The organism is Arthrobacter rhizophilus (genome assembly GCF_026241105.1).
GTDB lineage: Bacteria > Actinomycetota > Actinomycetes > Actinomycetales > Micrococcaceae > Arthrobacter.
In genome coordinates this window covers 12,522-25,638 of sequence record NZ_JAPFFT010000024.1, presented here as the reverse complement: position 1 = coordinate 25,638, position 13,117 = coordinate 12,522, and the positions used below count along the sequence as shown (strand labels likewise).

The 13,117-nt window shown below is 64.8% G+C and carries 14 protein-coding genes; 7 read left to right on the top strand and 7 right to left on the bottom strand.

Annotated elements, in window-relative coordinates; all coding sequences use genetic code 11:
- The 4 genes from OOZ51_RS17480 to OOZ51_RS17465 form a co-directional block, all read right to left on the bottom strand.
- Positions 1-474: an FMN-binding protein gene (locus OOZ51_RS17480; protein WP_265981045.1), complete on the bottom strand. Its 474-nt coding sequence runs from the start codon at positions 472-474 to the stop codon at positions 1-3.
- Entirely contained in the window at positions 471-1,790 is a 1,320-nt protein-coding gene (locus OOZ51_RS17475) for a ferredoxin reductase family protein (protein ID WP_265981044.1), read from the bottom strand. Before OOZ51_RS17475 ends, OOZ51_RS17480 begins: the two co-directional genes overlap by 4 nt.
- Positions 1,791-1,944: 154 nt before the next feature.
- Entirely contained in the window at positions 1,945-3,237 is a 1,293-nt protein-coding gene (locus OOZ51_RS17470; protein ID WP_265981043.1) for a sensor histidine kinase, read from the bottom strand.
- Positions 3,234-3,905 (bottom strand): response regulator transcription factor, encoded by a 672-nt coding sequence (locus OOZ51_RS17465; RefSeq protein WP_265981042.1) that lies wholly within the window; start codon positions 3,903-3,905, stop codon positions 3,234-3,236. Before OOZ51_RS17465 ends, OOZ51_RS17470 begins: the two co-directional genes overlap by 4 nt.
- Positions 3,906-4,028: 123 nt before the next feature.
- Here OOZ51_RS17465 and OOZ51_RS17460 point away from each other — a divergent pair, with 123 nt between their 5' ends.
- From OOZ51_RS17460 to OOZ51_RS17450, 3 genes are read left to right on the top strand one after another with little or no spacing between them, the layout of a single operon-like run.
- A complete protein-coding gene (locus OOZ51_RS17460) occupies positions 4,029-5,012 on the top strand; it encodes an ABC transporter ATP-binding protein (protein WP_265981084.1) in 984 nt (327 codons plus the stop codon).
- Between the two features lies 1 nt (position 5,013).
- Positions 5,014-6,636, top strand: coding sequence for an ABC transporter permease (locus OOZ51_RS17455; RefSeq protein ID WP_265981041.1), 1,623 nt, complete (start codon positions 5,014-5,016; stop codon positions 6,634-6,636).
- The gene (locus OOZ51_RS17450; RefSeq protein WP_265981040.1) at positions 6,633-7,106 is read left to right on the top strand and encodes a GbsR/MarR family transcriptional regulator; all 474 of its coding nucleotides are present in this window, start codon (positions 6,633-6,635) and stop codon (positions 7,104-7,106) included. The genes OOZ51_RS17455 and OOZ51_RS17450 overlap by 4 nt, the downstream gene beginning before the upstream one ends.
- Before the next feature lie 9 nt (positions 7,107-7,115).
- Here the strand turns inward: OOZ51_RS17450 and OOZ51_RS17445 are convergent, their stop codons facing one another.
- Positions 7,116-7,664: a flavodoxin domain-containing protein gene (locus OOZ51_RS17445; RefSeq protein WP_265981039.1), complete on the bottom strand. Its 549-nt coding sequence runs from the start codon at positions 7,662-7,664 to the stop codon at positions 7,116-7,118.
- 27 nt (positions 7,665-7,691) lie between these two features.
- A complete protein-coding gene (locus OOZ51_RS17440; protein WP_265981083.1) occupies positions 7,692-8,162 on the bottom strand; it encodes a DUF805 domain-containing protein in 471 nt (156 codons plus the stop codon).
- A gap of 261 nt (positions 8,163-8,423) precedes the next feature.
- Between OOZ51_RS17440 and OOZ51_RS17435 the strand changes: the two genes are divergently transcribed.
- Both OOZ51_RS17435 and OOZ51_RS17430 read left to right on the top strand, forming a co-directional pair.
- On the top strand, positions 8,424-8,966 hold the full coding sequence (locus OOZ51_RS17435) for a DinB family protein (protein WP_265981038.1): 543 nt from the start codon (positions 8,424-8,426) through the stop codon (positions 8,964-8,966).
- Between the two features lie 194 nt (positions 8,967-9,160).
- Positions 9,161-9,445 (top strand): hypothetical protein, encoded by a 285-nt coding sequence (locus OOZ51_RS17430; RefSeq protein WP_265981037.1) that lies wholly within the window; start codon positions 9,161-9,163, stop codon positions 9,443-9,445.
- Positions 9,446-9,578: 133 nt separating this feature from the next.
- Here the strand turns inward: OOZ51_RS17430 and OOZ51_RS17425 are convergent, their stop codons facing one another.
- Entirely contained in the window at positions 9,579-10,496 is a 918-nt protein-coding gene (locus tag OOZ51_RS17425) for a LysR substrate-binding domain-containing protein (RefSeq protein WP_265981036.1), read from the bottom strand.
- A gap of 107 nt (positions 10,497-10,603) precedes the next feature.
- Here OOZ51_RS17425 and OOZ51_RS17420 point away from each other — a divergent pair, with 107 nt between their 5' ends.
- The gene (locus tag OOZ51_RS17420; RefSeq protein ID WP_265981035.1) at positions 10,604-11,839 is read left to right on the top strand and encodes a CaiB/BaiF CoA transferase family protein; all 1,236 of its coding nucleotides are present in this window, start codon (positions 10,604-10,606) and stop codon (positions 11,837-11,839) included.
- Between the two features lie 71 nt (positions 11,840-11,910).
- Positions 11,911-13,116, top strand: a complete 1,206-nt coding sequence (locus tag OOZ51_RS17415) for an acyl-CoA dehydrogenase family protein (RefSeq protein ID WP_265981034.1) — start codon at positions 11,911-11,913, stop codon at positions 13,114-13,116.
- Position 13,117: the final 1 nt, after the last annotated feature.

Genomic DNA, 13,117 nt, shown 5'->3' with positions numbered 1-13,117 from the left:
CTATCCCTTGAAGTTTGCAGCGTCGAGTGCGGCCTGCAACGAGCTAAGGTACCCCTCGCTCGTGTAGGTTGCCCCTCCCACCGTGTCCACGTTGGCTGATTGGCTCGATAGCACCTCGGATTTGAGCATCGGCACGGCCTGCTGGTCGATTTCGCCTGACAGGGACCCGACGTCGGTCAGCTGCAGCGGTACGACGTCGGTGATCTTGCCGCCGGATATCACGGCCTGGACCTGCACCGTGCCGTACCGGGTCCGGATCTGGCTGCCGTCGAAGGTTCCGTCTTTCGCACGGGCAGCGGACGGGCCCGCAGGACCGGCGCTGGTGCCGCCCGGTGATCCAGCGCCCGACGGCGGGTTAGCCGCCTTGGCGGCAGTGCCGCCGGGTGTGGAATCTGCTTGATTTCCGGCCTGCCATCCGATGACGAGGACGGCGGCGGAAGCGAGGCCGGCCAGTATGGCGCTGCGCGCTCTCACCAGCTGAACCTTTCGTAGTGGATCCGGAACCGGGGTACGCCCGCCCGTCTTGCGTCCTCGACTACCAGGTCTGTCCAGTCGCGCGGCCCGCACACGAACACGTCGGCGTCCCGGACATGGGGAACGATCGTGGACAGGCTCATGCGGTGGCTGGCCTCCCGTGCCGGCAGCCAGCTGTCATGGCCCCTCTTCGGACGGCGCCCCAGCAGGACGTAGAGCGTTGCCGATTTCCTGGTACACAGTTTCTGGAGCTCGCGGTAAAGGTAGAGACCCTTCTCGTCCGGGGCTCGAACGATCACCGTCATCTCGCCGGGCCCAAAGTCGCCCTGCTCAAGCAAAGAGATGATGGGCGTAATTCCGATGCCGGCTGCGACGGCGACCGCACGCCGGGTGGTGCGGGCCCGGTCCGTAAAGAGTCCGTAGGGTCCCTCGATGCTTACCCTGGTGCCGATCGGGAGTGCGTTCAATTCGGCAGTTCCGCCTCCCAGCTCACGAACAGTCACTTTCAGGCGAAGGATCCCCGGAGCCGCCGAGAGCGAGAAGGGGTGTGCGTGCCACCATAGTCCGCGCGACCAGAACCGCCAGATGAAGAATTGGCCGCCACGGACTTTCAGATCCGCCAGGGAACGTCCGGTCATCTCGATTGAGTACACGCCGGACGCTTCCGTGACGATACTGCTGACCCGAAGATCATGGCGCAGAGTCCGCAACACAGGAAAGATGAACCGATAGATGAGCAGTGCGGCGGCGACCCCGGAATAGAGCGTCAACCAGTAGTAGCGCGCCCAAGTTCCATCAGCGAACAGTTGCCCGGTGCTGAACTGGTGTGGCAGGGCAGCGAGCACGGCAGCGTATGCCAGGAAGTGGACAACATGCCACGCCTCGTAGGAAAGCTTCCGCCGGACAAGAACCAGCGAGGTCACCACCACCACCGCCAGCAATCCATATCCCAGGTATGCGACTTTCATGTCCGGCAGCGAGCTGAACATGTCCCATATTTCTGCAAACACGTTCAATCGCGCCGTCAGCGCGTAGCCGATCCAAAGCAGCAGCACATGTAAGGAAATGAGGTAAAAGACGGGCTTGCCCAACCGCTGGTGGACCAACAGGGCCCGGTCGTGGCCAAATGCCCGGTCAATGACCGGGAGCCGCGCTGCCAGGAGGAGCTGGATCAGCATCAGGTCGGTCCCCACGAGTCCTGCGATGATGCCGACGGCGGTAAGGGCGCCTGCGAGGGTTTTGAATTCCACCAGTCCGCTGTCTGCCAGAAACAGTGCCAGTACGAGCGCCACCGACAACCAGACGATCGTTTCCAACGAGTCGGCCAAACGAGCCCGCCGCAGGTAACGCGCCCGTTGTGGCGCCCGCCGCTGACTGGCCGTCCGGCCCGTTGCTCCAGCCCGGGCCGTCATCCAGTTCCTCCCGCGGTGGCCCATGGTCTGCTCATGCCGCAATGCTAGGTTCGGGTTCTTAGAACATTCTTCGAAGCCTGGAAACCACGGTGCGGACCCAGGAACCGGTCGCAGGAGTGTTCCCGGGGTTTCGTCGGATCGGTAGATGCACCACGATGACCGCTCCGGATGGTTGCGTGCCGATTTCCACCCGGCCGCGGTGTTGCGCGGCCACTTCAGCGACGAGGGCGAGTCCGAGCCCGTAGTGGCGCGGCGCGGCGCCGTCCTCCGGTGCGGCGTCGGAAGGCGGCGCGGTTGCGAATCGTTCGAAGGCCCGCGGCTTGACATTATCCGCAAATCCGGGGCCGTCATCGCACACCGTGATGACCAGCGTCCTCGAGGCTATGGATACGCCCACGTCCACCTGTGTCCGTGCGAAACGGACGGCGTTGTCCAGCAACGCCACGAAAAGCCGGCGCAGCGCCGTCGGCACGCCAGTGATCACCATCGGGTCCGCCATTCCGCTTCGTTCAACCACGACGCTGCGGCGCGCGGCGGAGGCCGAAAACGACTCGACGACGTCGTCCGCCAACCTCACGACGTCGACGTCCATGTGCTCGACGCGCCGCGAATCCGCCGAGACGAGTAAATCTTCAAGTAGGCGAGTCAGCGAGCGCGAGTCCTCGATCATGGCGTCCACGTCCGCCTCGATCTTTGCTGGTGACTCTTGCGGCGAAGAAGTAGCCAAGCGGCGCCGAAGCATTTGCGCACGCATACTCAGCAGGGTCAGCGGCGTGCGCAGTTCATGGCTTGCATCCGCGACGAATCGCCGTTGCCGGTCGAGAGCCTCGGCCATGGGCCGCATGGTACGCCGGGCCAACCACACCGCCAGAAGGCTCGTCAACACCACGGCTCCCCCGCAGGTCAGCAGCAGGGCAAGGCCCAGCCGGTTCAGCTCCTCCAGATTCTCGTGACGATCGAACACCGCTTGAACTACCCGGCCTCCGGAATCGGCGGTACGGACCGTGTACGAGCGGCCCCCTATCGAAACGTCCTTCTGGGCGGCGACTCCGCTGGCGGCGACAGCCTCGATAGCCTTCAGATCCGGCAGCCCGGACGGCATCCCGGGGGACGCGGTCAACAAGCCCTGGTTGGAGATCGCCAGCCAGGTTCCGGCGGGGGCGTCCACGATCGAATCGACGTGCTCGGTGGCGGTGGCCAGGAGGCGTTGGGCTGCGGTGGCCTGGCTCGTGCTGACAATCAACAGCACCGATCCGGCAATCGCCACCAAGAGCAGCACCAGCAAAGCGCCGGTCTGCAGGGCCAGCCGCCAGGAGGACCGTTGCAGCTCGTGCTCGGCTTGACCCTTCATGCGAGCGTGCCGATCCTGTAGCCGACGCCATGAACCGTCCGCACGCTCCCCCGTCCCAGCTTCCGCCGGAGGTAATGGACATACGTATCCACCACCCCTGCCTCTTCGGCGTTCGGAAAGACATACTCAAGAATCTCGCCACGTCCGAACACCCGGTTCGGCCAGCGTGCCAGCTCCTCCAGCAAGGCGCTCTCCCGTTCGGACAATACGACGACGGAACCATCGGAACGGGTCACGCTGCGCGATTCGAGGTCAAAATGACCACCGGTGATCCGCAGGGTCGTCGCGGTGGCGATATGCCGCCGTCGTAAGGCACGCAGCCGGGCCAGAAGTTCGTTCACGTCGAAAGGCTTCGACAGGTAGTCCTCCGCCCCCGCGTCGAGTCCCTCAACCCTGTCTGCAGGATTGCCCAATGCGGAGAGTATGAGCGCGGCTGTCTCGACGCCCTCCCTGCGCAGCTTCGTCAACAGACTCAACCCGTCCATTACCGGAAGGCCCCGGTCCAAGACCAGGACGTCGAATTCCCCGGTCAGGGCGAGGTGGAGGCCTTTCTGTCCATCTGAAGCGCCGGATACCTCGTAGCCCTCGCCAACTAGCAACTCTTCCAGCATCGCCCGAAGCTGCACGTCATCCTCGACCAAAAGAATGCGCGGCTTCATCTCATTCATAGTCGGAGTATAGGCGTCAGAGCTGGGGCCAACAGCGTCATTTGCGCATCGCACAAACCGCACTGGAAAACAAGAGTCTTTCGATCATTCAAAAATTTGTGAAAACTACGTATGTTTGTGATCATGGACGCCGTCATCCAGACTATCGATTTGCACAAGAACTTCGGGCGCGTCAAAGCGCTCGACGGCCTCGATCTCGAGGTCAACGCGGGCGAGATCCACGGTTTCCTCGGGCCGAACGGCGCGGGGAAGACCACCACGCTGCGCATCCTTCTCGGGCTGGCCCGGGCGTCGTCGGGCAGCGCGACGGTCCTGGGCAGGCATCCGTGGGCGGACGCCGTCGAACTCCACCGGCGCGTCGCGAGCATCCCGGGAGACGTGAGCCTCTGGCCCAACCTCTCTGGCGGCGAGGCCATCGACCTCCTCTCCCGCCTCCGCGACGGCTCCGTAGACCAAGCCACCTACAAGAAGCGCAAGCATCACCTCTGCGAGCTATTCGACTTCGACCCGAGCAAGAAGGGCCGTGCCTATTCGAAAGGAAACCGCCAGAAGGTCGCGCTCATCGCCGCCCTCGTCATGGACGCCGAGCTGTATCTCCTGGACGAGCCCACGAGCGGCCTTGACCCGCTCATGGAGGCCGTCTTCACTCGCGAGATCCGGCGGATCGTGCACGAGAACGGCGCCACAGTCCTGCTCTCGAGCCACATCCTCTCCGAAGTAGAACAACTCGCCGACCGCGTGAGCATCATCCGCGCCGGCCGGATCGTTGACGGCGGCACGCTCGACGCACTGCGCCACCTCACCCGCACGGAGATCTCGTTCGCGCAGGACAGTGTGGACACCCACGCGCTGGACACGCTGCCGCTGGTCCACGACCTCACCGTGGCCGACGGGCGCGTCAAGTTTGGCGCCGAATCCGATCGCGTCCACGAGGTCCTGCCACTTCTGGGCACCCTCGGGGTCAAAGGCCTGCTCGTCGCGCCGCCGTCGCTCGAAGAGCTGTTCCTGCGCCACTATGGTGACACAGTCGCCCCGCCTGCCCCGCAGGCAGCGGACGACGGCGGCACCCATCACCGGCGCCATCGCGCCGCGGCAGCGGGAGCCTAAGATGGACGCGCTGTGGACCCTGTACCGGCAGCGGTTGCGCCGAGACCGCTGGCAGGTGATTGTCTGGGTCCTCTCGATCGGAATGCTCGCTCTGTTCGCCGTCGCTGCCATAGCGAAGACCTTCGGCGACGACGCAACGCGCGCGCAGGTGCTTCAGCTCGCCACCGCGGCGCCCGCGATCCTCGTCCTGCGCGGCCTCCCACGCGGTCCGGCACTCGATTCGTTCACGTTCTTCGAGATCTTCGCATTCCTGGGCGTCCTTGCCGGACTCATGAATACGTTCATGGCCGTCCGGCACACCCGGGCCGAAGAGGAGTCAGGACGGGCCGAGATCATCTCCGCGACGGCCGCCGGGCGATGGGCCCCGCTCGGCGCAACCGTCCTTCACGGCGCCGTGGCCAACGTGCTCGTGTCCGTCGCGACGGCGCTCGGCTTCATGGCCGGAGGGCTTGATCCGGCCGGTTCGCTCGTGGCCGGATTCGCGACGGGTGCCGTGGGTTTCGCCTTCCTCGGCGTGGGCCTGTTGGCCTCCGAGTTCTTGAGCACGTCGCGAGGTGCCAACGGTATCTCGTCGGCGCTCGTGATGATCGCGTACCTGTTGCGCGGCTTCGGGGACGCGACCGGACAGGTGAGTTCCGATGGGACGACCATGACGGCCGCATGGCCGAGCTGGATCTCCCCCATCGGCTGGGGCCAGCAGACTTTCGCCTACACGGGCAACCGGTGGTGGCCGTTGCTCCTTCCCCTTGCACTCTGGGCGGTGTGCGCCGCCGTCGTCGTAGCCATCATGGCGCGCCGGGACGTCGGCGCGAGCGTGCTCGCCGGGCGATCCGGACGCGCCGACGCCAGGCCTTGGCTGCGCGGGAGCTTCTCGCTCGCGCTGCGCCTGCAGCAGGGAGCGATCATCGGCTGGTGCATCGGAGGTTTCGCGACGGGCCTCCTCACGGGCTCACTCGGGTCTGCGATCCAGTCCTCGATCACCTCCAACCCCCAAATCACGGCCGTGCTCCGCGGCATGATCGAGGCACAGGGCACATCAATGACCCAGCTCCTCGTCGCGGCACTTTTCGAAGTAGCCGGAATACTTGCCGCAGCGTGCGGTCTCCAGGCCGTCCTTCGCCTCCGACAGGAGGAGGTGGCCGGAACCGCCGAGCCCGTGGTGTCCGAGTCGGTGGGCCGCATGCGCTGGCTGGGCAGCTTCCTCGGACTCGGTGCCGTCTCGGTGGTGCTCGTCATGGCATTCACCGCCCTCGGGGCTTGGGTCTCCCTGACCGCCTCCGGAGACACCTCAAGCGCAGTCGGCGACGTCTGGCAAACCGCCGTCGACCAGCTTCCCGCAGCACTCATCTACCTTGCACTGCCCGCCGCAGTGTTCGTCGTCTGGCCCCGTGCCACGATCCCTGCCGGGTGGGCGCTCCTGGGCGTCGGCGTCGTCCTCGGAATCTACGGCGGCATGCTCGGCCTTGACCAGAAGCTCAGGGACCTCTCGCCGTTTACCCACAGCCCCGTCACCACCAGTATCGGGACCGACTGGAGCGGCGGCTTCTGGATGCTCGGCATTGCCGCGGTCATCACGGCATTCTCACTCGTGGCCGTGCGCCGCCGGGAGGTGGGCACGGCGTGACAGATCCCGGGCGCAATCGTATGCCCGACTCCGCCGAGACATCCGCGGCCGTCCTCACGGCTGCGGGCTTTCCCAAGATGCCGGCCCGAGCCCTCATGGCCCTTGTGGTCTCCGACGACGGCTCGCTGACCGCCGCCGAGCTCTCCGAGATACTGGGCGCGAGCGCGGCCGCCGTCTCCGGCGCCGTGCGGTACCTGCAGACCGTCGGCTTCGTGCACCGGGTCTCGCAAGCCAGCAGCCGGCGCGACCGCTACGCGCTCCCCGACAACGCGTGGTACGTCGCCTCCCTGCGGCAGAACCCCGTGTACAAGCGCCTCGCAGACCTCGCCGACTCCACCGCTTCAAGCCTCCCGGAAGGATCAGCGCCAAGGGCCAGGGTCAAGGAGATGGGCGCCTTCTATCGGTTCCTCATGACCCGGCTGCCGGGGCTCCTGGATGAGTGGGAGCACACGCGTGGCCGTGATGAATGAGACCCCGATTCAGGGCAACTGCCCCGCTTCAGGAAATACGGCTGCGAAGTCTTCCGCGAATCGCTTTACACCGTCCCACTCGGTATAGACATAGTCACGAGACATGTCCGTGCCGAGGTTGCCGGGCTTGCTGCCCGCGATCCTCTTCATCAGGTGCCGTTTGATGAAGCCGTACTGCGTGTAGGCAAGCGCTCCCCCGAACAGTGCGACCTTGCCCGGCTGCCACGCCGACTCGTCTTCGAACTGTTGGATGTACTGGCCCGCCTCCGCCAGATCGCCATGGGCGGCGAGGCTGACCGAGAAAAACGCAGACGGCATCCGTGAGAGAACATCCTTGTTCTTGCGCACGAAGTCCACGACATGACTGTCGTGCTTGCCCACGTGGACGGACGAACCGACGATGACGCCGTCGCACCCACCGGGAATCCTGTTCCCCGCTTCCTTCACGTCAAGCACAGTGACATCGTGGCCGCGTTCGCGCAGCACGTCGGCAATGAAGTTTGCGATCTTCGCAGACTGGCCTTCGGACGTGCCGTAGGTGATGAAGATCCTTTTCATGATCGATCCTTTGACATAGCCCGAGCCTCAGGCCTGAGGCGGATACGGCTGCGGCGGGTAAGGCGGATATGCCTGCACCAGTCGGTCGAAGCGCTGGCCCCTGGTATTGGCCGGCAGGAGCACAAACACGAGCAGCGCTATCCATCCGAGTACCGGGATCAAGGCGAGCAGCAAGAAGACCGCACTGAGATTCGCGTCGTGCAGGCGGCGCGCAGCCAAGGCGAGCGAAGGTACAACCGTCGCCAGGAACCACAGGCCGCCAAGGGCCGTCGAGGTGCCGGTGCTGCCGTTCCCTGTCGCACCGGCCGCGTTGATGACCCCGGAGACGATGGCTGAGGCGAGGACCCACCACCAATACTCACTGCGGCTAGCCCGCCCGTGGAAGACGGCGTACTTCTTCCAGAATCGTTTGACGGCTTCGACCGGCGGAGCTCCATAGTAAGGCAGCTCGAGCGGGACTCCACCCGGGGGAAGATTCTGAGGCGGATAGCTGGACATCATTCAAGCCCTTCCATGCAGACTATTCGACACTGGCATGCTAGACGCAGTCCGGCCTGTCAGAACAGGGCACAAAGCCCCGCTTCGGACCACCCCCGCAGGCGCGGGTCGCCGGCAGGACTTCCGGCCCTGCCGGGTTGGGCTGGCGCTGCAGATCGCAGCCGTCGCGCTCGAGAAGAAGACCGCCGGCGTTTCTTCGGGCATCGATTGCGGGACACTTGAGCCACAGGCAGTGAAGGGATCGCCGGGCGACCGGTATCAATGAGCGCAGGAGAGATCGTCGACCCGTTCCGGGAGCAGACCGTTGCCGACTACGCCCGTGCGCTGCGGGAACTGAAGGGTTGGCTGGAGAACGCGACCACCTCGGAACTGCGGCGCAAGAGCGACGGAACCCGCTGGACCAACGAGGAACTGCTTTTCCACATGGTCTTCGGATACATGATCGTCCGCGCACTCCTGCCATTGGTCCGGCTCATCAGCCGCCTGCCCAGATCCTGGGGCAAGGGCTTCGCCGCCGTGCTGAACGCCGCGACGGGCCCGTTCGACGTCGTGAACTACTGGGGATCGCGGGCGGCCGCCACGGTCTACAACCGGCACCGGATGAGCCGGAAACTCCAAAAGACGGTCACAGCCCTGGCCCGCCGACTCGAACGCGAAACCCCAAAGTCCTTGGCCCGATCCATGCCCTTCCCCACCCGATGGGATCCCTTCTTCACAGAAGAGATGACGCTGGCGGAGGTCTACGTCTACGCCACACAACATTTCGACTTCCACGCGAAGCAGCTGAGCCTGCATGGACAGTAGCTCCCCAGACGCGCCCGGGAGGTCCCCTAGAAAGACACCCTTGCATCCGTTCACCGTCGGCGCTGATGAAGCGGAGTCAACGCAACAGGGCCCTCGCCGCCGACTGGATTGGCCAGTCTTGTTTGGCCCCGGCACGACGCAGCTGTAAGGGCCGCTCGGGCACCCCGCCTCACCCTGGATAAGGACAGGAACCTTTGCCTTGGCCCACCGTTCGGGCCGATGGAATTCAGCTGGCTCCGCCAGGCAACCCGCGAGGCCCTGAGAAGAAACGCACCCGGCGACCGCTGAGGGACGTCAATGGGCTCCTCGCGGGGCTGGACCACCTTGAACAGGCCACGGTGCGGGACCCTTTCGGCCGTGAATATCGGCCAGTCCGCCACCAGACCCACCGGTACCTCGCCCCAGGTGCGGGTTCGATCTACTATGTCGAAATCAAACCCCGGGTACGCGAGCTCCGGCACACAGGTGTCCAACACTGACGCACCACTCTCCGCAGGCCCACTCCGGATTCAACGAGTTCTGTGGATATTCAAGTTGTTCCGCTCCATCAAGGTCCGGGCTGGGCAGCGCGGCGCCGGCGACCTTCCGTGTGCATCCGTTCCAGCTGCTGTTTCATGCCAGCGAGACTGCTTCCTGGGCATGGTCAGGCCAGACGCGTTCGGCGAGCGAGAGAACCGGCGGGAGGGCCGGGTTGTCCGAGTCCCCGCGCCATGCCATCCGGAGATACACCGGCAGGGTCTCGTCGAGCACCCTTAGGAAATGCACATGCGGATCCGTCACATTCGCCGCGACGGAGGAGACCGTCAGCGAGCATCCCACTTCGGCCCCGACCAACGCCATCGCGGTCCACGAATCCGGTGCCCGCTGCACAATGTCGGGATCGAACCCGGCGCCCAGGCTGAGCCTGCGCAGCCGATCACCTAGTACCGAACCTTCGTGTGGGGGCAATGCCACGAACGGCTCTCCCGCAAGATCCGCCACGTGCACCTCCTCTTGCGAGGCGAGCCGGTGGGATGCCGGCACCGCCATGACGAGGTGCTCCTCCACGATGATGCGGGACTGGATACCCGCAGGAACAAAGTCCCATCGGCCGAGGCTGACGTCCACTTCGCCACGCAGAACCCGGGCAAGCGCGGGGAGCGCGAAGTCCTGGCTGTAAAGGCGGACTTCAATCCCCGGGTACGCCCTCCGGACCTCCCTGGCGAGCACTCCCACCAATACGTGGGTTGATGCACCGGCATAGGCGAGCTTGACTGTCCCCACTTCCCCGCGACCGGCGGCCAGCGCACTGGCCTTGGCACGGTCCGTTGCAGCGAGGATCTCCTGGGCCGGCGCCACCAGTGCCGCTCCGGCCGCGGTCAACTGGACACTCCGTGTGCTCCGGATGAAGAGATCGGTACCGAGGTCGCGCTCCAGCTGTCGCACGATCCGGCTCACCGGCGGCTGCGCCAGGTGCAGCCGCTCGGCCGCCCGCCCAAAGTGCAGTTCCTCCGCCACGGCGAGGAACACCCGCAATTGTTGAATCTCCATGAACGACATTATTTCAGAAATCGCAATAATGCGACACCCAATAAGTATTGGACTCCGTGTAATGGCCGGTGGGATAGTGAAAAAGATCCCCCTATGGAAAAGGACCCATGAAACTGCAGAGCAACGTAGCTCCCCTCGCGCCGGGGGCTGCCCAAGACCGCCAACCGGCAGGCGCGCGCCGGGACGCCTTCGGTCGCGATGCCAGCGGGCCTCTGGCGGGGATCGTCATTGCCGACTTCAGCCGCGTGCTGGCCGGACCCTACTGCACCATGCTTTTGGCGGACATGGGCGCCACCGTCATCAAGGTCGAGAGCCCGTCAGGGGATGAAACCCGCGCATGGAAACCACCGGTCTTCGAAGGCCAATCCACGTACTACCTCTCGATCAACCGCAACAAGCGGTCCATCGCGTTGGACTTCGGCGACGCCGGCGATATTGAAACCGCTCGCACCATTGCCGCGAGCGCCGATGTCGTCATCGAGAACTTCAAACCCGGTGGGCTTGACCGCTTCGGCTTGGACTACACGTCCATCGTGGAACACAATCCCGGCGTGGTCTACGCGTCCATTACGGGATTCGGCTCCGCCGGAGGCGCTGCGCTGCCCGGCTACGATCTGCTCGTCCAGGCGATGTCCGGCCTGATGAGCCTCACCGGTGACCCGGAGTTCCCCGGATACCGCTCCGGTGTCGCGGTGTTCGATGTCATAACCGGACTCCATGCCGCAGTCGGCGTGCTCTCCGCGCTGCACGAACGCAGCCAGAGTGGCCGGGGGCAGCGCGTTGAGGTGAACCTTATGTCCTCGGCCCTGTCCGGCATGGTTAATCAGACGGCCGGCTTCCTGCTCAGCGGGAACGTTCCCACCCGCATGGGCAATGAACACCCCAGCATCTATCCCTACGAGCCGCTCCCCACCGCAGATGGCGAGATCGTGCTGGCCATCGGCAACGACCGGCAGTTCCGGACCCTCTGCGAAGTGGTTAGTGCACCGGAACTGGCCAACGACCCCAGATTCGCCACTCCCCCGGACCGAAGCGTCAACCGTGCTGTGCTGCGCCCCATCCTGCAGGACCTGCTGGCCACCCGGACCGCTACCGAATGGTTCGACATCTTCACCGAGGCACGGCTGCCATGTGCGCCGATCAACGACGTCCGCGGCGGAATCGACTTCGCGCGGCGCCTCGGCCTCGAACCGGTAGTGAAAGTGGGAACCGGGGAAGAATCCATCCCCGGAGTCCGCAACCCGATCAGCTTCTCGGCGACGCCCGCCAGCTATGACCTTGTGCCGCCCGGCATCGACGCCGACCGCGGTGACATCCTCGAGTGGCTGCACCCGGCGCCATAGCGCTAGCCCTCCCCGCAGGAGCCACCCCGCAAGCAACCAACATCCGTCCACGGACCATCAAAGGACTCATCATGACCATCACAGCAGCCCCCCGCGCCGCCGCGACCTCTGACTACTTCCGCCTTGACGATCAGCTCACCGCCGAGGAGACGGCAATCCGCGACAAGGTCCGCGAATTCGCCGAACAGCGGGTCCTGCCCATCATCAACGAATACTGGGAAAGGGCGGAGTTCCCCGAAGAACTGCTCCCTCCACTGGCTGAACTCGGCATCATCGGGACGTTCATCAAGGGCTACGGCTGTCCGGGAATGAGCCGGAAGGCCGCGGGCATGGTTGCGCGGGAGATGGCTCGGGCCGACGGAAGCATCAACACGTTCCTCGGAGTGCACTCCAACCTGTGCATGGGTGCGCTGAACATGCTTGGGAACGACGAACAGCGGCAGCGCTGGCTCCCCGATATGGCCAAGCTCACGAAAACCGGCGCTTTCGCCTTGACCGAGCCAGACCACGGGTCCGACTCGGTGGCCCTGGAAACCAGCGCTACCCGCGACGGCGACACGTGGTTGATCAACGGCCACAAACGCTGGATCGGCAACGGTCACGCGGCCGACGTCATCGTGCTGTTTGCCCGCAACACTCAGGACGGCAAAGTCAACGCCTTCGTCGTCGAAAAAGACGCGGAAGGCAACCACCCGGACGGCTACAACCCCACCGTTATCACCGGCAAGATCGGCAAGCGCGCCATCTTGCAGGCCGACATTGTCATTGAGAACATGCGGATCGCGGAGAGCAACCGGCTGGAGAACTGCAGGTCCTTCGCCGACGTCTCCCGCGTTCTCCAGGCAACCCGAGGCGGCGCCGCCTGGGAAGCCGTGGGCCACGCGATGGCCTGCTTTGAGATCGCCGTGGACTACGCCGCGAAACGGGAGCAGTTCGGCAACCCTATTGCCGGCTACCAACTGGTCCAACACCGCCTGGCCAACATGCTCAGCGAGCTGACGGCGATGCAGCTGATGTGCAGCCGCATGGCGGAACTGGCCGATCAGGGCCTGTTGACGAACGCCATGGCATCCATGGTCAAAATGTCCACGTCGCAGAAGGGCAAATGGATCTGCAACGAGGCACGTGAACTCCTCGCCGGTAACGGCCTGCTGCTCGAAAACCACGTGGCCCGCCATATGACGGACATGGAGGTTGTGTCCACCTACGAAGGCACGGACTCCATCCAGGCATTGCTGGTAGGCCGCGACATCACAGGTATTTCGGCCTTCCGCTGAC

Coding starts and splice junctions, on each gene's coding strand:
- OOZ51_RS17470 (WP_265981043.1), bottom strand. CDS start 3,237: ATGAAGGGTCAAGCCGAGCACGAGCTGCAACGGTCCTCCTGGCGGCTG.
- OOZ51_RS17465 (WP_265981042.1), bottom strand. CDS start 3,905: ATGAATGAGATGAAGCCGCGCATTCTTTTGGTCGAGGATGACGTGCAG.
- OOZ51_RS17460 (WP_265981084.1), top strand. CDS start 4,029: ATGGACGCCGTCATCCAGACTATCGATTTGCACAAGAACTTCGGGCGC.
- OOZ51_RS17455 (WP_265981041.1), top strand. CDS start 5,014: ATGGACGCGCTGTGGACCCTGTACCGGCAGCGGTTGCGCCGAGACCGC.
- OOZ51_RS17445 (WP_265981039.1), bottom strand. CDS start 7,664: ATGAAAAGGATCTTCATCACCTACGGCACGTCCGAAGGCCAGTCTGCG.
- OOZ51_RS17440 (WP_265981083.1), bottom strand. CDS start 8,162: ATGTCCAGCTATCCGCCTCAGAATCTTCCCCCGGGTGGAGTCCCGCTC.
- OOZ51_RS17435 (WP_265981038.1), top strand. CDS start 8,424: ATGAGCGCAGGAGAGATCGTCGACCCGTTCCGGGAGCAGACCGTTGCC.
- OOZ51_RS17425 (WP_265981036.1), bottom strand. CDS start 10,496: ATGGAGATTCAACAATTGCGGGTGTTCCTCGCCGTGGCGGAGGAACTG.
- OOZ51_RS17420 (WP_265981035.1), top strand. CDS start 10,604: ATGAAACTGCAGAGCAACGTAGCTCCCCTCGCGCCGGGGGCTGCCCAA.
- OOZ51_RS17415 (WP_265981034.1), top strand. CDS start 11,911: ATGACCATCACAGCAGCCCCCCGCGCCGCCGCGACCTCTGACTACTTC.